Here is a 21,342-nt window from a genome sequence, read left to right as displayed (position 1 = left end):
GATGTAAAGATACTCGACATTATTGCTCCCTCCTTGTTTCTTTATGTTTTATCTGAACGTAGTGGGATGTAAAGAGTGTTGTTTATTTGTCAACATTGTTTTTGATTGTTTTGTTTGATCTGAACGTAGTGGGATGTAAAGCAGATTGTCGAGTACGATGACACAGATGTGTTAAATGTTTTATCTGAACGTAGTGGGATGTAAAGTTGCTCTTTCTGCACTCATTTATTCTTAATTTTCCGTTTTATCTGAACGTAGTGGGATGTAAAGGAATTTATAGTCATCGCGCATAATTGTGCGAAGGTTCGGTTTTATCTGAACGTAGTGGGATGTAAAGCTAGTAGTGGTCATAACGTTTTTTAAAACGGTAGGTGATGTTTTATCTAAACGTAGGTGAAATATCCCCCTTTCACCTAATTTTCACCATTCACTCGTACACTTACGGTATACAGTACATGATATGGTGAATCAGGGGGGATATGTGTTGAAGAAAAACATCGTAAAAATCATATTGGACGTCTCAATGGCGATTGCGTTTGTGTTGTTAATGAATCCGAGAGTGTTTAATGGATTGCCGTTTCATGAAATTGCTGGAACTGTAATCGGAGTGGCGATTCTTGTTCATATCGGATTAAACTATCGTTGGGTAATCAACACGACGAAAAAAATATTTTCTTCCGAACTTCCGAAGAAAACGAGGATCAGCTTTGCCTTAAACATCTTGTTGCTTGTTTCGATGGCAGCGGTCATTGTATCGGGGATTTTGATTTCGCGTGTTTTGTTTTCGAACGTCGCACTAGAGGGGAACCATTTTGTACGGGAAATTCACGACCTTTTCGCCAACACAACGCTTGCTTTAGTCGGCCTTCATCTCGGCTTGCATTGGCAATGGATCATGGGTGTTAGTAAAAAAGTGTTCAAAGCAAAGGACGGAACGTGGCGGAAAGGAGCGTTCATTTCTAGCGTGTTGATATTTGCGCTTTTAGCTGGCGGGATGTATTGGAGTTCGCAATATGTCAAGCCAAGCGAAGGAGAGTTCAAACCGAAATTTGCCGAACAAAACGCACCATCCTTTGCTGGAAAGACGGTTGGCACACTGCCAACCCCACCGGACGGAGCGTTTCGCCATGAAAAATTCCTTAAAGAACACGGCACCAACAACCCGCTGCTTGTCTTGCTTCACTACTTTACCATTTGGACAGTGATGATCGTTCCCACATACTACATCGAAAAACGAATGCGCAATAAACGAAAACTGAGCGTATGAAAGGTGTCCCGTTTTTTCGGGACACCTTTTCGTTATGATCCTTTTTTGCCTTTATCGTGCTTATAACATTCGTGATATAGCTTCATTAATGCTCGTTTTTCAATGCGTGAAACGTAGCTGCGAGAAATGCCGAGTTCTTTCGCGATTTCGCGCTGGGTGCGTTCAGGTTGCATGTTTAAGCCGAAGCGGCTAACGATGACTTGTCGTTCACGATCGTCAAGGACGTGTAAATGTTGAGCGATATTTTCAAGCTCATTATTTTTTTCAATCATGTCGATAATGTCTTCATCTTCGGATTTTAATACATCGAGTAGGCTAATTTCATTTCCGTCGCGATCTTGCCCGATCGGATCGTGCAAAGAAACATCTTTCCTCGTTTTTTTCAGCGAACGAAGGTGCATTAAAATTTCATTCTCGATACAACGAGCAGCATATGTCGCCAGTTTTGTCCCTTTTCCTGTTGAATAGCTTTCGATCGCTTTAATTAAGCCGATTGTGCCGATTGAAATTAAATCTTCTGGGTCTTCTCCAGTGTTTTCGAACTTTTTTACAATGTGCGCAACGAGGCGCAAATTGTGTTCGATGAGCTTGTTGCGAGCGTATTCATCTCCTTTTGCCATTTGCTTTAAATACATCGCTTCTTCTTTTGCATCAAGCGGTTGTGGAAAGGCATTGTTTTTCACATAAGATACGAAAAAGACGAGCTCCTTTATAAACAAAGCAAGCGCAGAAAAAATGGCACCCATCATCGTTCACCTCGCAGGTGGTCTTTTGTTGCTTATGTATGTATATGCATTAGAAAACTTGTTCGTGTTTGGACACATGATTTTTCTTTTTTCCCCTTTGTTTGTGAAAAGAAAATCTTGTATAATCGAGGAATGTAAAATAAATATGAAAGAAGGATGAAGCGTGAGAAGGACAATGATGAAACCGTTGAAGCTCACTCCCCCTCAATTGTTAGCGGGCATGTTTCTCTTTCTTGTCGTTGTCGGTGGGGGGTTGTTGAAGTTGCCGATCGCAACAGAGAAGGAAATTAGCTGGCTTGATGCGTTCTTTTTATCGACATCCGCAGCAACGGTGACCGGCTTAGCACCAATTGATCCCGGTTCGACATTTACCGTATTTGGAGAAATTGTGTTAATGGTGCTTATTCAAGTTGGGGGACTTGGAGTTATGACATTTGCGGTGCTCGTTGTTATTGTGCTCGGGAAAAAAATCGGGATGAAGCAACGCATGTTGATGCAAGAGGCGTTAAACCAACCGTCGCTCGGTGGGGTCATTCGTTTGGCGCGCAATTTACTGTTGTTTTCTTTATTTATGGAAGTTGTTGGTGCAGTGTTGCTGGCGATCGATTGGGTTCCGAAAATGGGCTGGGCGAAAGGGGTATATTACAGCGTTTTTCATACCATTGCATCGTTCAATAATGCCGGATTTGCGTTATGGCCGGATAATTTATCGCGTTTTGTCGATGATCCGATCGTCAATGTGACCGTCTCTTTATTAATTATCATCGGTGGGCTCGGTTTTACGGTCGTATTTGACGTATTGTATCAACGACGTTGGAGAAAGTTATCTATTCATACGAAGCTGATGTTAGTCATGACACTTGTTGTGAATATTGTGGCGATTATTGCCTTCTTTCTATTCGAACATAACAATCCGAAAACGCTCGGTTCTCTTTCGCTTCGTGAGCAACTATGGGCATCTTATTTTCAAGGTATTACCCCGAGAACAGCAGGATTTAATACGATTGATATCGGTTCCATTGAACAACCGACGGCGATGCTTATGATTTTCCTTATGTTTATTGGAGCAGGAAGCACGTCGACAGGCGGAGGAATTAAGCTGACGACGTTTGCGGTCATTATTTTTGCGGTGATGAGTTTTTTAAAAGGAAAAGAAGAAACGGTCGTTTGGATGCGAACGATTCGCCATACGATTATTTTACGAGCATTGGCCATTGCGTCGATGAGCATGTTGTTTATTTTTGTTATGACGATGATATTGACACTTACGGAAGATGCTTCGCTTCTTGCGCTTTTATTTGAAGTTGTATCCGCATTTGGTACAGTTGGTCTTTCGATGAATATGACATCGCATTTATCAACGATTGGAAAGATGCTCATTATTTTCGTCATGTTGTTTGGGAAATTAGGTCCGTTAACGCTCGTATATTCAATTGCGAAGCCGAAAAAAACGAATATTCGTTATCCGAATGGCGATATATTGACGGGATGAAAAAAGCGAGGGGGGCTCCCTCGCTTTTATTGTGCAGGTTCTTGCGGCATAATTAAAATTTCTACCCGTCGGTTTTTCGCGCGTCCTTCAGGTGTAGCATTTGAGGCGATCGGTTTAAACTCTCCATACCCTTTTGCGCTAAATAACTGCGGGTTTAATCTTGTATTTTCAAGCAATAGTTTCATAAAGTTGACGGCGCGCATAACGCTTAATTCCCAGTTGGAAGCAAATTTCGCATTGTTGATCGGCACGTTGTCGGTATGTCCGCTAATGACGATGTTGCGCGGCGGATTCATGACGAGCAAGTTCGATATTTTTTTTGCGACATCGCGATATTGTGGCTTAATATCAGCGCTGCCTGAGTCGAACAACACATCGTTCGCAATCGTTACAAGCAATCCTTCTTCTGTCATCGCGACAGACAATTCTCCGCTTAATTGATTCGTTTTGACGTATTCATTAAATTTACTTTGAATCTTTTTTAATTCCTCGTATTCTTTTTTTGAAATTTTGACATACGGCTTTTGACTTGGAGAGTCTTTAATGACCGAATCTATTTTTTCCCTATCGATCGGGCTCAAATATTGTAGTGCCCCAGTTCCTCCTGTTAGTATGCTATTGAAAGATTTGGCGATTTGCTGGAATTTTTCTGAGTCAATTTGGCTACTAGCAAATAATACGATAAATAGTGCTAATAACAGTGTTAATAAATCAGCGTATGGAATTAGCCAACTTTCATCTATATGGTCTTCATGATGATGTTTTTTATGCTTTTTCGCCATTATTCTGAGCTCCTTGTCCTAAAAGTTTTTGACGTTCGCTCATCGGTAAATAAGAAGCTAATTTTTGTTCAATCGCTCTAGGTGCTTGTCCTTCAATGATTGAAAGCACGCCTTCAATCATCACTTGACGTACTTTCACTTCTTCTTTTGACTTGCGTTTTAATTTGTTCGCAAATGGATGCCAAAGAACGTATCCTGTAAAAATTCCCATGAGCGTCGCAACGAACGCCGCACTAATTGCGTGACCAAGACGATCAATATCAGACATATCCTGCAAGGCAGCGATCAATCCGACGACGGCCCCAAGTACCCCAAGCGTTGGAGCATATGTACCGGCTTGGGTAAAAATTGTTGCGTTTGCTAAATGACGCTCTTGCATTGCTTCAATTTCTTCAGTCATCACGTCACGAATAAATTCTTGTGACTGTCCATCAATGGCTAAACTTAATCCGTTGCGTAAAAATGGGTCATCGATTTCGGCCACTTTTGCTTCTAGCGCTAACAGCCCTTCGCGGCGAGCGATGTTTGCCCATTCGACAAACAACGGAATGAGTTCTTCAATTTTTGGCGTTTTTGGTTCTTTAAAAATGACCCCGAATAACTTTGGCACTTTCGCAATTTCTTTCGTTGGAAAGGCGATCGTGACGGCGGCCGCTGTCCCTAACAAAATGATTAAAATCGCCGCAGGGTTAATGAGCACAGCCGGACTTACTCCTTTAAACATCATTCCGACACCCACCGCAATAATGCCAAGAATGAGTCCGATTAAGGACGTACGATCCATATTTATCACCTCTAGTTGTAGAATGAAAAATAAAACCAAATTTATCATATAATTTATACGGGTATTTGAAAAGGGAAATTTGTACGAAAAAAACCCTTGAAGTGGAAAGCTTCAAGGGTTACATTTTCTTTAATCGGAATGAACCGACCATTAAAAGAGAAAGCGTAAAAATAATAAAAATAAAGACGTAAGGTGGGAAGTAATGAATTGTTAAATAACTAAGCGTCAATAAACAACCTGCCGCCGTGATCGGCAAACCGGTAAAATATCCGTTGCTTTCCGTAATGTTAAATCGTGCTAGGCGAAAAGCACCGCAACCGATATAAAAAATCGTAAAAAATGAGCCGGGTGCGCCAAATTCGTGCAATAATCCTTGATAAAGTAATAGTGCAGGTGCTACTCCAAATGATATAATATCACTCATTGAGTCCAATTGTTTCCCTAAGTCAGATTCAATATTCATTTTCCGAGCGACCGTTCCGTCAAAACGATCGGCAAGTGCTGCCAAAAAAATAAACAATACAGAGACGTTTAGCTGGCCTTTCACCGCAAATAAAATCGCAAAGCCTCCTAGGCTTAAATTTGTCAACGTCAATACGTTTGCCGTATGCGCTTTAAGTTTTTTAATGGTATGATCAATATAATCGGATAAAAACATACACGTTCACTCCTTTATTAAAATCGTGACAACCCACTTGCCAAAAATATCACTCGGTTACTAATATTTTATTGATAATAAGCAAACTAGTAAAGGACATTCTTTACTTTAGGAGGGAAAGTCGTTGGTCAAATGGCTATATCGCCTGTTTATTGAATTAACAAATCATCCTTTGACATCGAAGTGGCTTGCTTCGTTTACGCGCTCAAAATGGAGTCGGTGGGTTATTCCATCTTATGCGAAAGTATATAAAGTAGATGAAGAAGAAATGGAAAAAAAGTTGCACGAATATGAAACGCTTCAACAATTGTTCGTCCGATCGCTAAAAAAAGGACTTCGTCCGATCGATGAACACCCAGATAGTGTCGTAAGCCCTGTCGATGCCGTTATTGAAGATGTCGGCATCATTACAGACAAAAAAGAAATCATCGTGAAAGGAAAAACGTACTCCATTCGTGAGATGCTTGGCGATGATCGGATCGCTGAAAAGTATTTGCATGGAACGTTTATTATTTTGTATTTAAGTCCGAGCCATTATCATCGTATTCATAGCCCAATATGTGGGGAAGTTGTGAAGCAGTGGGAGCTCGGTGGCAAGTCATACCCTGTCAACCGTCTCGGATTGAAATATGGCAAAGATCCACTTTCTAAAAATTACAGAAGAATTACTGAACTGTGTACAAATGGTATGCATACAGCCATTGTGAAAGTCGGAGCGATGTTTGTCAACAGCATTGAATTAACACATGAACACAACTATGTGAACAAAGGCGAAGAAATCGGATATTTTTCGTTCGGTTCAACAGTAGTGTTATTGTTTGAAAAGGGCGCCTTTACGTTAGATGAACAAATTATTCCGCCGCTTGAAGTAAAAATGGGGCAACGTCTTGGATTTTTTGCGCAAAAGAAAAAGAGCCAGTAACTGAAGGCTCATTACGAAGACTGTTTAATTTTATGGTCAAGACGGCGACGGAAAATTTCTCTTTCAATGAGTTGAATAAATTCTTTGCTTAATTGTAATTCTTTTGCTTTGTAGTATGACTCAATTAACAAGTCGTCAGGCAAACATTTCATTTTTTCGCCTCCTTGGTATACACGGAAAAATGTATACATATAATGGTAGGTTTATCTTCACTTTATCATAAATCAAAAATAAGAACAATTGTTCTAATTATCCACATGTGTTGGTGGATAAGTTGTGGATTTGTTGTTTATAACGATGAGGAAATGTTGAAAAATGAATGTGGATCATGTGCATAAAGTTATCCACATGATATGAAAAACATCGGATTTTGTCGAAAAATTTTACAATTTGTTTATTTATGTAAAAAAGAGAGAAGGAATGAGAACGTATGTTAAAATATTTTTTGCCGAACGAACATGCGAAAAGTATTTTTGAAATTACTCCAGAACATTTAAAACAAAAAGGAATAAAAGGAATTATTACAGATTTAGATAACACGTTAATTGAATGGGATCGTCCGCTTGCGACGCCTGATGTTGTTCGTTGGTTTGAACAAATGAAACAAAGCGGCATTCAAGTCACCGTCGTATCCAATAACAATAAAAAGCGAGTGGAAGCGTTTGCTAAGCCGCTTGGCATTCCGTTTATTTTCGAAGCGCGCAAGCCGTTAACGCGAGCGTTTCAACAAGCGTTGCGCGACATGAAGTTGAAAAAAGAAGAAGTTGTCGTCATTGGCGATCAACTTCTCACCGATGTGTTTGGCGGCAATCGGCTCGGGTTACATACGATTTTAGTCGTTCCTGTTGCACAAACAGACGGTTTTTTCACTCGTATAAACCGAAACATTGAACGAAAAATCTTAAATATGATGCGAAAAAAAGGTATGATTCATTGGGAGTGATGAAGATGAGTGAACAAATGATTTGTATTGGATGTGGAGTAACGATTCAAACGGAAGATGAAACGAAAATCGGATATGCGCCCCCTTCAGCGCTAGAGAAAGATCCGGTGATTTGTCAGCGCTGTTTCCGATTAAAACATTACAACGAAGTGCAGGACGTCTCGTTAACGGATGACGACTTTTTAAACATTTTGCACGGCATCGGACAAGCAGACGGATTAGTCGTGAAAATTGTTGATATTTTTGATTTTAACGGTAGCTGGCTGCCGGGACTACATCGATTTGTCGGGAAAAAAGATGTGCTGCTTGTCGGCAACAAAGTCGATTTATTGCCGAAATCCGTCAAACATGAAAAAGTGACGCGCTGGATGAAACAATCGGCTCGCGAACTCGGCTTACAGCCACGCGACGTCTTTTTAGTGAGCGCCAATAAAGGCTACGGAATGAAAGAAGTGATGGCTGCGATTGATGAATATCGAAACGGAAAAGACGTGTATGTCGTCGGTTGCACGAACGTTGGAAAATCAACGTTTATTAATCGCATCATTAAAGAAGCGACAGGAAAAGGAAATGTCATTACGACATCGTATTTCCCGGGAACGACGCTCGATATGATTGAAATACCGCTTGATGACGGCTCGGCTCTTTATGATACGCCGGGAATTATTAACCATCATCAAATGGCGCATTTCGTCGATAAAAAAGATTTAAAAGTCATTACGCCAAAGAAAGAAATTAAACCGAAAGTGTATCAATTAAATGAACAACAAACGTTATTTTTCGGAGGGCTAGCTCGGTTAGATTACGTAAGCGGTGGAAGACGTCCATTTGTATGTTATATGTCAAATGAATTGTTTATTCATCGAACGAAGCGTGAACATGCGGATGAGTTGTATGAGAAACATCTTGGGGAGTTGTTGCAGCCGCCGCGCAAAAGCTATTGCGAGCAATTGCCGCCGCTCGTTGCCCACCATTTCACATTAAAAGAACCGAAAACAGATATTGTTTTTTCAGGGCTCGGTTGGGTGACATGTCATGAACCTGGCGCTCATGTCGTTGCATATGCGCCAAAAGGCGTCGGTGTGATGTTGCGCAGATCGCTCATTTAACAAAGAGGGGGAGAGGAACTTGAAATTATTTGCGCTAATCGGCTGTCCTGTTCATCATTCCTTATCACCGCTTATGCATAACGATGCGTTTCAATCGTTACGTATCGATGCGCATTATCATGCGTTTCATGTTGAGCCTCACCTGTTAAAAGAGGCGGTGCAAGGGTTAAAAGCATTACAATGTGCAGGGTTTAATGTGACGATTCCGCATAAAACAGCAGTGATGGCGTATATGGATGAACTTGATGAAACGGCAAAACAAATGGGAGCCGTCAATACAGTCGTCAATGAAAATGGGAAGTGGATTGGTTATAATACAGATGGTGAAGGGTTTGTCCGAGCGTTATGTGAGCAAATGAACATTGAATTGTCCGGTGCGCGCATTTTGCTTGTCGGCGCAGGCGGGGCGGCGCGCGGCATTTATTTTACTCTTTTGAAACATCGTGTGTCTGCCGTTGATGTATGTAATCGCACGGCAGGAAAGGCAGAGACGTTTATTGAAAAACAAATATCTTCTGTTTACTCGCTTGAGGAAGCAGAGGAACGTTTAGGGGAGTATGATATCATTATTAATACAACGTCTGTCGGCATGTATCCACATGTCGATGCGATGCCTATTTCTCTTCAAACGTTAAAAAAGGGGACGATCGTCAGCGATATTATTTATAATCCGCTGATGACAAAATGGCTGCAAGAAGCAAAAGAGAAGGGTGCGCGCGTGCAAAACGGCGTCGGTATGTTCGTTTATCAAGGTGCCCTAGCGTTTGAAAAATGGACAGGAATTTTTCCAGATACAAAACGAATGGAACAAGTTGTGATGCAACAGTTAGGAGGAAAAACATGTTAACAGGAAAACAAAAACGATTTTTACGTTCTTTAGCTCATCATTTAACGCCGATTTTTCAAGTCGGAAAAGGCGGCGTGAACGACAATATGATTAAACAAATTGCCGATGCGCTTGAAGCGAGAGAGCTGATTAAAGTGAGCGTATTAAAAAACTGCGAAGAAGAAAAAGAAGTGATTGCCGAGCAGCTAGCGAGCGGAGCAGGGGCGGAAGTCGTCCAACTGATCGGTCATACGATTGTATTATACAAAGAGTCTCGTGAACGAAAGCAAATTGTGTTACCAAAATAGGAGCGATGCAGTGAAAAAAGTAGGCATTTTAGGTGGGACGTTTGATCCGCCTCATTATGGGCATTTATTAATTGCGGATGATGTACGAACGGAATTAAAGCTCGATGAAATATGGTTTATGCCAAACTACATTCCGCCGCATAAAGATAAAAAGGTGACTGATCATGTGCATCGCGTCAATATGTTGCGTATGGCGATTGCCAATGACCCACATTTTCGCGTTGAAACGATTGAATTAGAACGGAAAGAGCGATCGTATACGTACGACACGATCGTTTTGTTAAAAAAAAGACATCCGCATACGACATTTTACTTCATTATTGGCGGAGATATGGTCGAATATTTGCCGCATTGGTATCGCATTGATGAGCTCGTTCAACTCATTCAATTTGTCGGCGTGAAACGTCCGGGCTATTCGCTTTGTACGCCGTATCCGATTATCGAAGTGGACGTGCCGACGTTTGCGGTTTCTTCTTCGCTCATTCGCGAACGTATCCAAAACGGAAAAAGCGTGACATATTTGTTGCCAGAAGCGGTTCAATTATATATAAAGGAGAATCGATTGTATGAAACGTGAAGAGGCGTTAGCTATCGTGCGCAAGCAATTAAAAGAACAGCGGTACGTTCATACGGTAGGTGTGATGGAAACAGCTATTGAGTTAGCAAAATTGTACGGAGCTGATGTTCAAAAGGCGGAATTAGCTGCCATTTTTCACGATTACGCAAAATTTCGCACGAAAGAAGAAATGAAGCGCATCATTGTAGAACAACAAATGCCGCAAGACTTGTTGGCATATAGTCCGGAATTATGGCATGCGCCTGTTGGGGCATATTTAGTACAAACGGAAGTCGGCATTCAAGATGAAGAGATTTTGCAGGCGATTCGTTATCATACATCGGGGCGACCAAATATGACATTGCTTGAAAAAATTGTGTATATCGCCGATTATATTGAGCCGAATCGTTCGTTTCCGGGCGTTGATGAAGTGCGGGCGCTAGCGCGAGAACATTTAGATCATGCGCTTTTCCGTGCGCTTCAAAATACGATTCAATTTTTAATGGACAAACGCGAGCCCATTTACCCAGATACTTTTCATACGTATAATGATATAGCAAAAAAATTAAAGGGGGTTTCATCGTGACAGAACGAGACATTTTACGCATCGCAGTAAAAGCAGCAGATGAAAAAAAGGCAGAAAACATTGTAGCATTAAATATGAAGGGCATTTCGCTCGTTGCTGATTATTTTATGATTTGTCACGGCAATTCGGATAAACAAGTACAGGCGATTGCGCGTGAAATTAAAGAAAAAGCGGAAGAACACGACGTTGTCGTCAAACGTGTTGAAGGATTTGACGAAGCGCGTTGGATTTTAGTGGATTTAGGAGATGTCGTCGTCCATGTGTTTCATAAAGAAGACCGCGAATATTATAATCTCGAACGGTTATGGGGCGATGCGCCGCTTGAACAAATTGAGAGTGATCTTGGGGCATGACGTACGAACGGTTTGCGAGTTGGTATGATCAATTAATGAGCGATGCCCCATACGATGCATGGTGTGCTCTCGTCGAACGGGCGGTGTCATCTTACCGAACGGGAAAGCGAATTCTTGATCTCGGATGCGGTACGGGGGAACTCGCCCTTCGCTTAGCTGAAAAAGGATTTGATGTGACAGGTGTTGATTTATCGGAACAAATGTTGGCGATTGCGCAAATGAAAGCGCAAGAACGTGGAGTTAATCTTTCATTTTTTCAGCAAGATATGCGCGACTTTGGTCCGTTTGAGCCGTTTGATACGATCGTCATTTTTTGCGATTCACTCAATTATTTGTTGCAAGAAGAAGATGTGATCGCTACGTTTTCGCGCGTATACGATCAATTGAAGCCAGATGGGTTGTTTTTATTTGACGTTCATTCTTTATTTAAAATGGAAAACGTCTTTTTACACCATGGGACGTTTGCGAGTAATGATGACCAAGTAAGCTATATATGGAACTGTTATCCGGGCTCGTGGCCGCATAGCGTCGAACATGAATTGACGTTTTTTGTTCGATTAGAAGAAGGGGTATATGAGCGAGTTGACGAAATGCATGTGCAGCGAACGTACGATGTTGAACGATACGTGACGTGGTTAAAACAGGCTGGTTTTCGCTTGTTGCACGTATGGGCGGATTTTACAGAACAACAGCCGACAAATGAAAGCGAGCGCATTTTTTTCATTGCGCAAAAATAAACGTCCCAAAAGTGTTCTCTTTTGGGACGTTTTATTTTAGAAGGATTTTTTTTATTCATCGCGAATATGATCAATTTGTTGGCGCACCTTTTCTTTTTCTTCGTCAAATTTTTCATGCGTTTTTTGAAAAATATGAACGAACAAGTCCCCGACTTCTTTTTCTAACACGTCAATGCCAGCTCCTGTAATGCCACCTTTGACACATACTTTCTCCTGTAATGTCGGTAACGTATACAATTGTTTCTCAAGCAAAGCACCTAGTCCGATCATCATTTCTGTCGCTAACATCGTTGCTTGTTCGTTTGTAATGGCTGTTTGTTGAACGGCTGCATCAATAAATTTTTGAATTAAGTAGCTGAAAAAGGCTGGTCCACAGCTCGTTAAATCAGAAGCGATGCGCGTAATAGGCTCGTCTATGTATATTGGACGAGAAATGCAACGGAATAGCCGTTCAATTGTCGCTCTCTCTTCTTTTGTACAACGCTCGCTTACGGTAATGAGAGAGCTTCCCGCAAGTGCCCGATTCGTAATGCTTGGAATGACGCGAGCAACGCTACACGGTACGAGCGATTCGAGCTGTTGAACGGAAATCGGGCTCGTAATTGACACGATGCAATGATGGTCGGTCAAATGTGGCCGTAATTGTTTTAAAACGGCTGGCATATGTAGCGGCTTTGTGCAAATGAAAATAATCGTTGCATGTTTTGCTATTTCTTCGTTCGTTTGTATGACATGAACGTTTGGATAACGTTGTTGTATACTGTACGCTTTTTCAAGCGTTCGATTCGTAATGAATAGTTGTTCTTGCTTCACAGCATTGCCGTTAATAAACGATTCAATTAAAATTGTTCCCATGTTTCCTGTTCCGATAAACCCTATATTCAACGGTACTCCCCCCTTATCCGTCACCACTATATGTCATATGTATGCGACGATGACACGTTTTATGAAAGGGTGAACGTATGAAGTGGATAAAAACGTATGAGCGTTGGATATATATTGGGGCACTTGTCATTGGAGTGATCATTTGGGTGACGCAACAAGACGAAACGACGATACAACCGTTGCCTTTCGAACAAAATGAACAACAAGTAGAACAACAAGCGGAGAAACAAGAAGAGGAAACGTCTGTTTTTGTCGATGTAAAAGGAGCGGTTAAACGAGCCGGAGTATATGAAGTCGCAGCAACAAGCCGCATTCGAGATGTGATTGAAATGGCAGGAGGATTAACAGAAGAAGCGGATGAAACGAAAATCAATTTGGCGATGAAAGTGCATGATGAAATGGTCATTTACGTGCCAAAAAAAGGCGAAGAAATAAGCGAACTAGCGGACATGCATACGATAGATCAATCAAACGGAAAAGTAAACATTAATACAGCCACAGCAGAGCAATTGCAAACGCTGCAAGGCATCGGTCCGGCAAAAGCATCTGCCATTATTGCATATCGCGAAGAGCACGGACCGTTTCAAAAAGCGGAAGATTTGTTGAATGTGAGCGGAATCGGGGAAAAATCGTTTGAGAAAATAAAAGAACAAATTGTCGTGCGTTAAAATTGGCGATAAACTAAAGGCATAATGGACAAGGGGGAGAAACAACATGAAACGAATTACATGGGATCAATATTTTATGGCACAAAGCCATTTATTAGCGTTGCGTAGCACATGCACGAGGCTAGCGGTCGGAGCAACGATCGTGCGCGATAAACGTATCATTGCAGGGGGATACAACGGCTCAATCGCAGGTGGAGCGCATTGTATAGACGAAGGATGTTATGTCATTGACAACCATTGCGTGCGCACCATTCATGCGGAAATGAACGCCATTTTACAATGTGCCAAGTTTGGTGTGCCAACAGAAGGGGCGGAAATATACGTCACTCATTTTCCTTGTTTACAATGTTGTAAAGCGATTATTCAAAGCGGGATAAAAGCTGTTTATTATGCGAACGACTATAAAAACCATCCGTTTGCTTTGCAATTGTTTGAACAAGCAGGAGTAACGGTCAAGCACGTTCCTTTTGATGTGGAATCTATTCCGACATTTTTACACGCGAAGGGGAGATGATGTATCGTTTACGTAGCAATGGCGGCCGTTTTGGCCGTCCTGTCTATATTGACAAAATCGGTTGTTTGCTTTTTGCTTTCGGTCGTGTACCATTTGTTTTTGCTTTGGCGGAAGCGGGCGCTGTTGATCGTTTGTGCTAGCGCATATTTGTTTTTTCTGTTATGGAGCAATTGGATCGATCGACATAACGTGACGACGCTTTCAGGACATGAAACAGCGCTGTTTGTGCGATTTGTTGCTCCGATTCATATCGATGGGGATCAAATAAAAACGGTTGTACAATGGAAGCATGAACGTCTGCAACTTATTTATCGCCTTCGTACGGAAGAAGAAAAATATGAATGGGATGCCCTTCAAATTGGTACGGCCTGTTTGGTGAAAGGAGCGCTTGAACAACCATCTTTACCGACGAATCCGTATGCTTTCAATTATCGCCAGTATTTGTTTTATCATCGCATCCATTGGATCGTTCGTCCAGCTTCACTCGAACGGTGCATGCGCACACATGTGACATGGGTGGAACGATTGCAAATCGTTCGTCAACAAGGCATTCGCTACATTCAAGATCATTTCCCTCGCGACGTTAGCGCGTTTATGCAGGCGCTAATTTACGGTGAACGAAGCGATATAGAGCCAACTGTTCTTTCGAGCTATCAAAAGTTAGGGCTTATTCATTTGCTAGCGATTTCAGGTTTGCATATGACATTGCTTGCTGGTGGTTGTTTTTATTTATTCATTCGCTTCGGGATCACACGGGAACGAGCAACCGTGATTTTATTATGTTGTATTCCTTTATACGTCATTTTATCAGGGGCTGCTCCGTCAGTAATGCGTGCAGCAGTCATGACAAGTTGTTTCCTTCTCTTTTCCTCTCGCCTTCGTACGCTTGATGCATTAAGCGTCGCTTGTCTTCTTTTACTACTAAAAGACCCGTATATCATATTTCATCTCGGTTTTCAATTATCTTTTCTCGTTTGTTTTGCGTTAATTATTTGTTCTTCGTTTATTCAACATGAACGTTCCGTCATTCGTCAGTTGTTTATGACATCGTTTATTGCACAAATGGGCGCGTTGCCGCTTTTGCTTTATCATTTTTACGAAGTTTCCATTTTATCGATTCCATTAAACGTCATGTTTGTTCCGCTTTATTCTTTTGTCATTTTGCCGCTCTCATTTCTCGCGTGGTTTATCCACGTCTTTATGCCGTTTGTTAGCCCGATCATCACATATGTATTGACGTTTGTGATTGAACATGCAAACAAGCTTGTCACTTCATTAGCAGATTCGTTTTTGCTCACCCTCGGTCGTCCGCCGACGTGGCTATTGATCGCTTATGTGATCTCGATTGCTCTCTTTTTTCTTTCGTTTGAGTATAAACAAATCGTCTTTCGCTTTTCGTTTAGTTTTGTCATCATCGTTCATTTCCTTTGGCCGTTTTTTCGTCCGAGCGCTGAAGTCGTTATGTTAGACGTTGGGCAAGGAGATAGTATATATATCGAACTGCCGTATCGAAAGGCGATTTATATGATTGATACGGGCGGAACGATGTCATTTGGCGATGAGCCGTGGAGAAAAAGGAAGCAATCGTTTCGCATCGGTGAAGATGTCATCGTTCCGTTTTTGAAAGCAAAAGGGGTTCGTGCTCTTGATGCGCTCATTGTGACACATGGTGATTTCGATCATATCGGGGATGCGAGCGATGTATTGAATGCTGTCCGTGTGCGAAAACTGTTTGTCGGTATGCACAAAAATGATTTGCTGCAAACGGTCATGGCACATGCGATCAATAAAGGGACGCATGTACAAATAGTGAAAAGCGGCGATCGTTGGACGGTTGGTCAAGCGCAATTTCACATTCTTTCTCCTTTTGGAAATGAAGAGACGACAAATGACGGTTCGATTGTGCTGTATGCGTTTATGGGAGGAGTATATTGGCTATTTACAGGTGATTTAGAAGAAAAAGGGGAACAACAACTCATCACGATGTATCGCTCATTGCCTGTTGACATATTAAAAGTCGGGCATCACGGAAGTAATACATCGACATCTGAGCCGTTTTTACAACATATTCGTCCGAAAGTGGCGCTTATTTCCGTCGGACGTCGCAATCGATACGGTCATCCGCATCGTGAAGTGATTGATCGTTTGCGCGCCTATCACGTTCGTACGTTTCGTACCGATGAACATGGTGCGATCGTCATTCGTTTTTCGAAACGGATAAGCACCATTCAAACCTTTTCGCCATAAAATGCAAGAAAAAAGAGACTGCAACATGCAATCTCTTTCGGGTGTTCATTATGCACCAAAAAATTTTACAAGTGTAGCAATAATGAACATAGTGGCGAAAAAGCCGAATGATACGATGAAGCCAACAGCCGAGTCAACGGCATCGTTGCGCGTACATTGAACGTTTTTTTCAAATTCGTTCATGACCATCCCTCCTATTTTCTCACCATTAGTATAAGGGAAAAGAGAAAGAAAATCTACATCGTTGACAACAGTTGTCACAAATAGTTCGTGCAAGATCGGAAAAGATAAAGATACCCGTTGGATAAATAAGTTCCTAGGGCTTGTTTTCCAACGTTTAAATAAATGGGAGTTGGCGATTTTCATCTGCTAACTCCCTTGTAAAATGCTCCGAAACGTTGTATGTTCTTTAAAGAAAATGGATGAAGAATGGGGAAGAGAACATGGAACAACTATATGTCATATATGGCACGGAGCATTTTTTAATGAAGCAAGCATATGAACAAATTGTTCGCCGAGCGTTGTCAGATGAAGAACGTGAATGGAATGTTAGTACATACGACTGTGAAGAAACGCCGATTGAAGTGGCGCTTGAAGATGCGGAGACGCTTCCGTTTTTCGGTGAGCGAAAAATCGTCATTGTGAAGCAACCGTATTTTTTAACGGCGGAAAAAGGAAAAGAAAAAGTCGAGCACGATATGAAACGATTGGAAGCTTACATAGAAAAGCCCGCGCCGTTTTCTAGTATCATTTTCGTTGGAACGTATGAAAAGTTAGATGAGCGGAAAAAAGTGACGAAAGCGTTATTAAAAAAAGCGCATGTGATCGTTGCTAAACCGCTCAACGAAAAAGAATTAAAACAATGGGTAAAAGGACAATGCCAAATCGACGATGATGCGCTAGATATGTTGTTGACATTAGCTGGTACGGATTTAGCTACGTTGGCTAGCGAAATCGAAAAGCTCATGCTTTTCGCTGAACATCGTTCCATCACAGTAAACGATGTTCGATTGCTTGTGTCGCGCACGCTTGAACAAAATGTATTTACCCTTGTCGAACAAATTGCTAAGCGAAACGTCCCAGCTGCGTTGCAAACGCTTCAAGATTTGTTGCGCCAAAATGAAGAACCAATTAAGCTTGTTGCTCTATTAGCAAGCCAATTTCGGCTTATTTATGAAGTGAAGGAACTGATGAAAACAGGATACGGTCAACAACAAATCGCCTCGATGTTAGGTGTTCATCCGTTTCGCGTAAAAGTGGCGGCAAGTTATGCGAGCGGATTTTCAGAGCAACAGCTTATGAGCATTTTATACGATTTAGCAGAAACGGATTATGCGCTAAAAAGTAGCGCAATGGATAAGCAGTTGTTATTGCAGTTGTTTTTCTTAAAGTTGCAGCGGTAGAGCGTTCCTCTACCGCTTTTGTTGTAACGCATCGACATCGATCATATAGTAGCCATCATCGTCTGTCGTAATGATTCCTTGCTGTTTGAGTTGGCTTAGTACGCGGCTGACCGTTTCGCGCGCAGCGCCAATCATATTGGCTAATTCTCGCGTTGTGAGCAATGTTTTCAGACGATAACGGCCGTTCATATACACGCCGTTTGTTGTTGCTAATCGAATGAAAAGTCGCGCCAATTGTTCAGCTGTATTGTGAAAGGCTAGTTCTTCTAATCGTGTTTGCAATTCGATAATTTTTTCGCCCATGATGCGAAACAGTTTGATGCATAGTTGTGGATAGCAAATGAGCGTTTGTTCGAATTGTTCAATCGGAATGACAATCAGTGTCGTTTCCTCCATCATTTCTGCATGTGCCGGATACGAGCCGCGTCGAAAAAAGCCGGTGTGTGGAAACATATCCCCTTCTTGTAAAATAGATACAATTTGTTCTTTTCCACTTACATCTGTTTTGTAAATTTTCACCGTCCCACGAGCGATAAAAAAGACGCGATCAAGCGGCTCTCCTTGCATAAACACAAGCATTTTCGGCTTATACGTCCGGACGGTTGCGATATGTACAAGCGCCTCCAATTCTTCATCGGACAGTTGGGAAAATAACGAAATCATTTTTAATTGTTGCTTGACCCAATGAAACATATGCATCCCCTCCCAAAATGGAAAAAACAGCTTGCCGCGTATGACAAGCTGTTTTTTCATTATGCTGTAATGCTGTTTAATTTTTTCGCTAAACGTGATTTATAGCGATTTGCAGCATTTTTGTGGATTAAGCCTTTGCTAGCTGCTTTGTCAATTTTTTTCGTTGCAAATGCGAAAGCTTCTTTTGCTTTTTCCACGTCTTTTAACTCAACAAGCGCTTCAAACTTTTTAATTGCTGTGCGCATTGCTGATTTCATAGATGCGTTATGAGCGCGACGCTTTTCGCTTGTTTTTGCACGTTTAATTGCAGATTTAATGTTTGCCATTTTTTTCACCTCCGTTAACCGATCGCAAATATATACGTTCAATACGCGACAGTTCGATGAACAATAAGAACAAGTGATATTCTACCAAACTGCTCTTAATTATGCAATAGGGCAAAGGCGGAAAAGTGCGATTGTATGAAAAAGGAGGAAAATGGATAAAACAAATGATAAAAAATGATGGAGGAGACTGTATGATCGATTTACGTCCATATAATGTCCGAACGGATTTAGCCATTGAAGCGCACGAAATAGCTATGGAAGAACGATTGCAAAATGAACAACAAACGTCACTTGAAGGGGTATTTATTCGCGATTGGGAAGAAGATGGCGTTCATTTTTCGTTTGTCGAAGTAACAGAGGAAGGTGCAAAAACGTTAGGAAAAAAAGCTGGAAAATATTTAACGATTGAGGCGCAAGGGATTCGAACACAAGACACGGATTTGCAACAAAAAGTGGAGAAGCTATTCGCCAAACATTTTTATACGTTTTTACAGCAGCTTGGCATTTCGAAAGAAGCAAGTTGTCTTGTCGTCGGATTAGGGAATGCGGAAGTCACCCCTGATGCGCTCGGTCCGTTAGCTGTATCGAATTTAGTCGTGACGCGCCATTTATTTCAACTGCAACCTGAAAGTGTTCAAGACGGATTTCGCTCGGTAAGTGCGCTCGCTCCAGGAGTAATGGGGATGACTGGAATTGAAACGAGCGATGTCATTGCAGGCATTGTTGAAAAAATTCAACCGGATTTTATTATTGCAATTGATGCGTTAGCTGCGCGTTCGATTGAACGAGTAAATGCTACCATTCAAATTTCTGATACAGGTATTCACCCAGGATCTGGGGTAGGGAATAAGCGAAAAGAGCTCAGTAAACAAACGTTAGGCATTCCTGTTATTGCAATTGGCGTCCCAACGGTCGTTGATGCTGTATCGATTGCAAGCGACACGATTGATTTATTGTTAAAACATCTCGGCCGCGAGATGAAAGAAGGCAATCGAGCAGCTCGTGCTCTTGCGCCAGCGAGTCTTGTATTCGGAAAGAAAAAAAAGTTGACGGAAGAAGATTTACCGAATGAGTCAGATCGTTCTGCTTTTTTAGGGATGGTCGGCATGCTTAATGAAGAAGAAAAAAGAAAGTTGATTTATGAAGTGCTTGCACCGATCGGCCATAATTTAATGGTTACACCAAAAGAGGTCGATGTATTTATTGAGGAAATGGCAAACATATTAGCGAGCGGTTTGAACGCCGCGTTACATCATCGCATTGATCAAGAAAACGTTGGGGCATATACGCATTAGTTTTTCGTTCTATCTTTCAAAGCGCTGTCATATTGATAGAGTAGACAAGCTTTGAAAGGGTGAAGTGAAGAAAATGATGGTGACCGTTCACGGAACAAGTATAAAAAAGTGGATTATATTCATTTTGTTTACGTTTATCAGTACGATAACAGTTGTCGCGACAATGACAGCGACGTCGACATATCGCCTTTCTTCTTCTTCTGTTCATGAAATGACGAATCGCTTTGCTGCAGAATCGCTTGTATATGTACTTTCATTTGAAAATGTGTATTTTCGTGAGATGCTCCCGAAAGAAAAACAGCAACTGCCGTATTCTACATATTTTTTTCAAATGACAACGAGCGTGAATTTTCACGATCCGCGCAGTTTGTTAGGACGGGAGTTACCCGGCTTTTCACTGTATGATAGCGAAATTATTTTAGCTGGTGAAGGAACGAACTTTACAAACATTCCGTACGAGTCACCCCCTCCGTTAGAAGTGTTGTTAGCTGAGCGAGAAGCAGCGCAAGAGCAGCTTCAGGAGGAAGAAACGCCTCCTGCTCCTGCCCCTTCACAAACGACAGGTGGGAAGAAAGTTGTTTATATTTATCATACACATACGCAAGAATCGTATTTGCCTGCATTAAAAGGGGTGACGAACCCTAACTTCGCCCATCATCCGACTGTGAATGTAACGAAAGTCGGAAAAAAATTAGGAGAAGAACTAGAGAAGCGCGGCATCGGTGTTGTTGTTGATACGACCGATTTTATCGGGAAATTGTTAAAAAATAATATGGAATATTATCAAGCGTATGATATGTCGCGTAAAACGGTTGTTGAAGCGATGGCAAACAATCGTGACGTTCAATATTTAATTGACATTCATCGTGATTCTCGACGCCGCAATGATACGACGGTGACGATTAACGGCGTTGACTATGCGAGAGTGTCGTTTATTATCGGCGGCGAGAATGCAAAGTATGAAAAAAACTTACAGCTTGTGACGAAATTGCACGAACTGCTTGAAAAAAAATATCCTGGGCTAAGCCGCGGAACATTCGAGAAAAAAGGGGTCGGAACAAACGGGAAATTTAATCAAGATTTATCGGAAAATGCGATTTTAATCGAATTTGGCGGTGTGGATAATACGTTTCAAGAATTGTATCGAACAGCATCAGCTGTAGCAGATGTATTTAGCGAATATTATTGGCAAGCAGAAAAAGTAAATGCGACACAACCGGCAGAAAAAAAGTAGGTGAGTAA

27 protein-coding genes and 1 CRISPR repeat array (1 of these 28 only partly in view) are annotated in these 21,342 nt (G+C 41.6%); of the genes, 18 read left to right on the top strand and 9 right to left on the bottom strand.

The genetic code is table 11. The annotated features are described in order from the left end of the window. A CRISPR array of direct repeats spans positions 1 to 337; the repeat unit is 29 nt; unit sequence GTTTTATCTGAACGTAGTGGGATGTAAAG (it extends 2,139 nt beyond the left edge of the window). A gap of 144 nt (positions 338 to 481) precedes the next feature. Then, positions 482 to 1,267, top strand: a complete 786-nt coding sequence (locus tag AFK25_RS10515) for a DUF4405 domain-containing protein (RefSeq protein ID WP_035066615.1) — start codon at positions 482 to 484, stop codon at positions 1,265 to 1,267. A 32-nt stretch (positions 1,268 to 1,299) separates the two neighbouring features. Here the strand turns inward: AFK25_RS10515 and sigK are convergent, their stop codons facing one another. Continuing rightward, positions 1,300 to 2,013, bottom strand: coding sequence for an RNA polymerase sporulation sigma factor SigK (gene sigK, locus AFK25_RS10510; RefSeq protein ID WP_035066617.1), 714 nt, complete (start codon positions 2,011 to 2,013; stop codon positions 1,300 to 1,302). 178 nt (positions 2,014 to 2,191) lie between these two features. Here sigK and AFK25_RS10505 point away from each other — a divergent pair, with 178 nt between their 5' ends. After that, positions 2,192 to 3,505, top strand: a complete 1,314-nt coding sequence (locus AFK25_RS10505) for a TrkH family potassium uptake protein (RefSeq protein ID WP_035066619.1) — start codon at positions 2,192 to 2,194, stop codon at positions 3,503 to 3,505. 26 nt (positions 3,506 to 3,531) lie between these two features. On the opposite strand, the gene motB is transcribed toward AFK25_RS10505, so the two are convergent. From motB to pssA, 3 genes are all read right to left on the bottom strand, one after another. Further along, positions 3,532 to 4,287, bottom strand: a complete 756-nt coding sequence (motB, locus tag AFK25_RS10500; RefSeq protein ID WP_035066622.1) for a flagellar motor protein MotB — start codon at positions 4,285 to 4,287, stop codon at positions 3,532 to 3,534. Continuing rightward, positions 4,271 to 5,071, bottom strand: a complete 801-nt coding sequence (motA, locus tag AFK25_RS10495) for a flagellar motor stator protein MotA (RefSeq protein WP_026011531.1) — start codon at positions 5,069 to 5,071, stop codon at positions 4,271 to 4,273. Before motA ends, motB begins: the two co-directional genes overlap by 17 nt. Before the next feature lie 118 nt (positions 5,072 to 5,189). Then, a complete protein-coding gene (pssA, locus tag AFK25_RS10490) occupies positions 5,190 to 5,729 on the bottom strand; it encodes a CDP-diacylglycerol--serine O-phosphatidyltransferase (protein WP_009374081.1) in 540 nt (179 codons plus the stop codon). 124 nt (positions 5,730 to 5,853) lie between these two features. Between pssA and AFK25_RS10485 the strand changes: the two genes are divergently transcribed. Then, positions 5,854 to 6,651 (top strand): phosphatidylserine decarboxylase, encoded by a 798-nt coding sequence (locus AFK25_RS10485; RefSeq protein ID WP_019416874.1) that lies wholly within the window; start codon positions 5,854 to 5,856, stop codon positions 6,649 to 6,651. 11 nt (positions 6,652 to 6,662) lie between these two features. On the opposite strand, the gene sda is transcribed toward AFK25_RS10485, so the two are convergent. Beyond that, positions 6,663 to 6,803, bottom strand: coding sequence for a sporulation histidine kinase inhibitor Sda (gene sda / locus AFK25_RS10480; protein ID WP_009374076.1), 141 nt, complete (start codon positions 6,801 to 6,803; stop codon positions 6,663 to 6,665). 278 nt (positions 6,804 to 7,081) lie between these two features. Between sda and AFK25_RS10475 the strand changes: the two genes are divergently transcribed. Genes AFK25_RS10475 through AFK25_RS10440 form a run of 8 tightly spaced genes read left to right on the top strand, consistent with a single transcriptional unit; the run spans position 7,082 to position 12,069 of the window. Beyond that, the gene (locus AFK25_RS10475) at positions 7,082 to 7,594 is read left to right on the top strand and encodes a YqeG family HAD IIIA-type phosphatase (RefSeq protein ID WP_009374074.1); all 513 of its coding nucleotides are present in this window, start codon (positions 7,082 to 7,084) and stop codon (positions 7,592 to 7,594) included. Positions 7,595 to 7,599: 5 nt separating this feature from the next. Further along, on the top strand, positions 7,600 to 8,703 hold the full coding sequence (yqeH, locus tag AFK25_RS10470) for a ribosome biogenesis GTPase YqeH (RefSeq protein ID WP_026011532.1): 1,104 nt from the start codon (positions 7,600 to 7,602) through the stop codon (positions 8,701 to 8,703). Between the two features lie 19 nt (positions 8,704 to 8,722). Further along, positions 8,723 to 9,550 (top strand): shikimate dehydrogenase, encoded by an 828-nt coding sequence (gene aroE / locus AFK25_RS10465; protein WP_019416876.1) that lies wholly within the window; start codon positions 8,723 to 8,725, stop codon positions 9,548 to 9,550. Then, complete coding sequence (yhbY, locus tag AFK25_RS10460) at positions 9,544 to 9,837, top strand: ribosome assembly RNA-binding protein YhbY (RefSeq protein WP_009374068.1); 294 nt, start codon at positions 9,544 to 9,546, stop codon at positions 9,835 to 9,837. The genes aroE and yhbY overlap by 7 nt, the downstream gene beginning before the upstream one ends. 10 nt (positions 9,838 to 9,847) lie before the next feature. Beyond that, a complete protein-coding gene (locus AFK25_RS10455) occupies positions 9,848 to 10,414 on the top strand; it encodes a nicotinate-nucleotide adenylyltransferase (RefSeq protein WP_035066627.1) in 567 nt (188 codons plus the stop codon). After that, the gene (gene yqeK, locus AFK25_RS10450; protein WP_009374066.1) at positions 10,404 to 10,979 is read left to right on the top strand and encodes a bis(5'-nucleosyl)-tetraphosphatase (symmetrical) YqeK; all 576 of its coding nucleotides are present in this window, start codon (positions 10,404 to 10,406) and stop codon (positions 10,977 to 10,979) included. Before AFK25_RS10455 ends, yqeK begins: the two co-directional genes overlap by 11 nt. After that, complete coding sequence (rsfS, locus tag AFK25_RS10445) at positions 10,976 to 11,332, top strand: ribosome silencing factor (protein ID WP_009374065.1); 357 nt, start codon at positions 10,976 to 10,978, stop codon at positions 11,330 to 11,332. Before yqeK ends, rsfS begins: the two co-directional genes overlap by 4 nt. Beyond that, entirely contained in the window at positions 11,329 to 12,069 is a 741-nt protein-coding gene (locus tag AFK25_RS10440) for a class I SAM-dependent DNA methyltransferase (protein WP_009374064.1), read from the top strand. The genes rsfS and AFK25_RS10440 overlap by 4 nt, the downstream gene beginning before the upstream one ends. A 51-nt stretch (positions 12,070 to 12,120) precedes the next feature. Here AFK25_RS10440 and comER read toward each other — a convergent pair whose 3' ends face one another. Further along, positions 12,121 to 12,954, bottom strand: coding sequence for a late competence protein ComER (gene comER / locus AFK25_RS10435; protein WP_019416879.1), 834 nt, complete (start codon positions 12,952 to 12,954; stop codon positions 12,121 to 12,123). A 77-nt stretch (positions 12,955 to 13,031) separates the two neighbouring features. Between comER and AFK25_RS10430 the strand changes: the two genes are divergently transcribed. From AFK25_RS10430 to AFK25_RS10420, 4 genes are read left to right on the top strand one after another with little or no spacing between them, the layout of a single operon-like run. Beyond that, positions 13,032 to 13,622 (top strand): helix-hairpin-helix domain-containing protein, encoded by a 591-nt coding sequence (locus tag AFK25_RS10430; protein WP_019416880.1) that lies wholly within the window; start codon positions 13,032 to 13,034, stop codon positions 13,620 to 13,622. A 46-nt stretch (positions 13,623 to 13,668) separates the two neighbouring features. Beyond that, positions 13,669 to 14,136, top strand: a complete 468-nt coding sequence (locus tag AFK25_RS10425; protein ID WP_009374060.1) for a ComE operon protein 2 — start codon at positions 13,669 to 13,671, stop codon at positions 14,134 to 14,136. Next, on the top strand, positions 14,133 to 14,276 hold the full coding sequence (locus tag AFK25_RS15245) for a hypothetical protein (protein ID WP_240483437.1): 144 nt from the start codon (positions 14,133 to 14,135) through the stop codon (positions 14,274 to 14,276). Before AFK25_RS10425 ends, AFK25_RS15245 begins: the two co-directional genes overlap by 4 nt. After that, positions 14,260 to 16,383, top strand: coding sequence for a DNA internalization-related competence protein ComEC/Rec2 (locus AFK25_RS10420; protein ID WP_240483439.1), 2,124 nt, complete (start codon positions 14,260 to 14,262; stop codon positions 16,381 to 16,383). The genes AFK25_RS15245 and AFK25_RS10420 overlap by 17 nt, the downstream gene beginning before the upstream one ends. Before the next feature lie 48 nt (positions 16,384 to 16,431). Here AFK25_RS10420 and AFK25_RS14855 read toward each other — a convergent pair whose 3' ends face one another. After that, positions 16,432 to 16,566 carry a YqzM family protein gene (locus tag AFK25_RS14855; RefSeq protein ID WP_003393868.1) on the bottom strand — a complete coding sequence of 45 codons (135 nt, stop codon included), beginning with the start codon at positions 16,564 to 16,566 and terminating at the stop codon, positions 16,432 to 16,434. A gap of 239 nt (positions 16,567 to 16,805) precedes the next feature. Between AFK25_RS14855 and holA the strand changes: the two genes are divergently transcribed. After that, positions 16,806 to 17,786: a DNA polymerase III subunit delta gene (gene holA, locus AFK25_RS10410; protein ID WP_035066659.1), complete on the top strand. Its 981-nt coding sequence runs from the start codon at positions 16,806 to 16,808 to the stop codon at positions 17,784 to 17,786. 9 nt (positions 17,787 to 17,795) lie between these two features. On the opposite strand, the gene AFK25_RS10405 is transcribed toward holA, so the two are convergent. Beyond that, positions 17,796 to 18,479, bottom strand: coding sequence for a Crp/Fnr family transcriptional regulator (locus AFK25_RS10405; RefSeq protein ID WP_035066661.1), 684 nt, complete (start codon positions 18,477 to 18,479; stop codon positions 17,796 to 17,798). A 59-nt stretch (positions 18,480 to 18,538) separates the two neighbouring features. Next, positions 18,539 to 18,805, bottom strand: a complete 267-nt coding sequence (gene rpsT / locus AFK25_RS10400; RefSeq protein ID WP_004889444.1) for a 30S ribosomal protein S20 — start codon at positions 18,803 to 18,805, stop codon at positions 18,539 to 18,541. Positions 18,806 to 18,996: 191 nt separating this feature from the next. On the opposite strand from rpsT, the gene gpr reads away from it, so the two are divergent. Together gpr and spoIIP are read left to right on the top strand one after the other, a co-directional pair. Next, positions 18,997 to 20,100: a GPR endopeptidase gene (gene gpr, locus AFK25_RS10395; protein WP_020424507.1), complete on the top strand. Its 1,104-nt coding sequence runs from the start codon at positions 18,997 to 18,999 to the stop codon at positions 20,098 to 20,100. A 64-nt stretch (positions 20,101 to 20,164) separates the two neighbouring features. Next, positions 20,165 to 21,334, top strand: a complete 1,170-nt coding sequence (spoIIP, locus tag AFK25_RS10390; RefSeq protein ID WP_009374051.1) for a stage II sporulation protein P — start codon at positions 20,165 to 20,167, stop codon at positions 21,332 to 21,334. Positions 21,335 to 21,342: the final 8 nt, after the last annotated feature.

The organism is Anoxybacillus gonensis (assembly GCF_001187595.1).
GTDB classification, from domain to species: domain Bacteria; phylum Bacillota; class Bacilli; order Bacillales; family Anoxybacillaceae; genus Anoxybacillus; species Anoxybacillus gonensis.
This window is presented reverse-complemented; position numbering and strand designations above follow the sequence as displayed.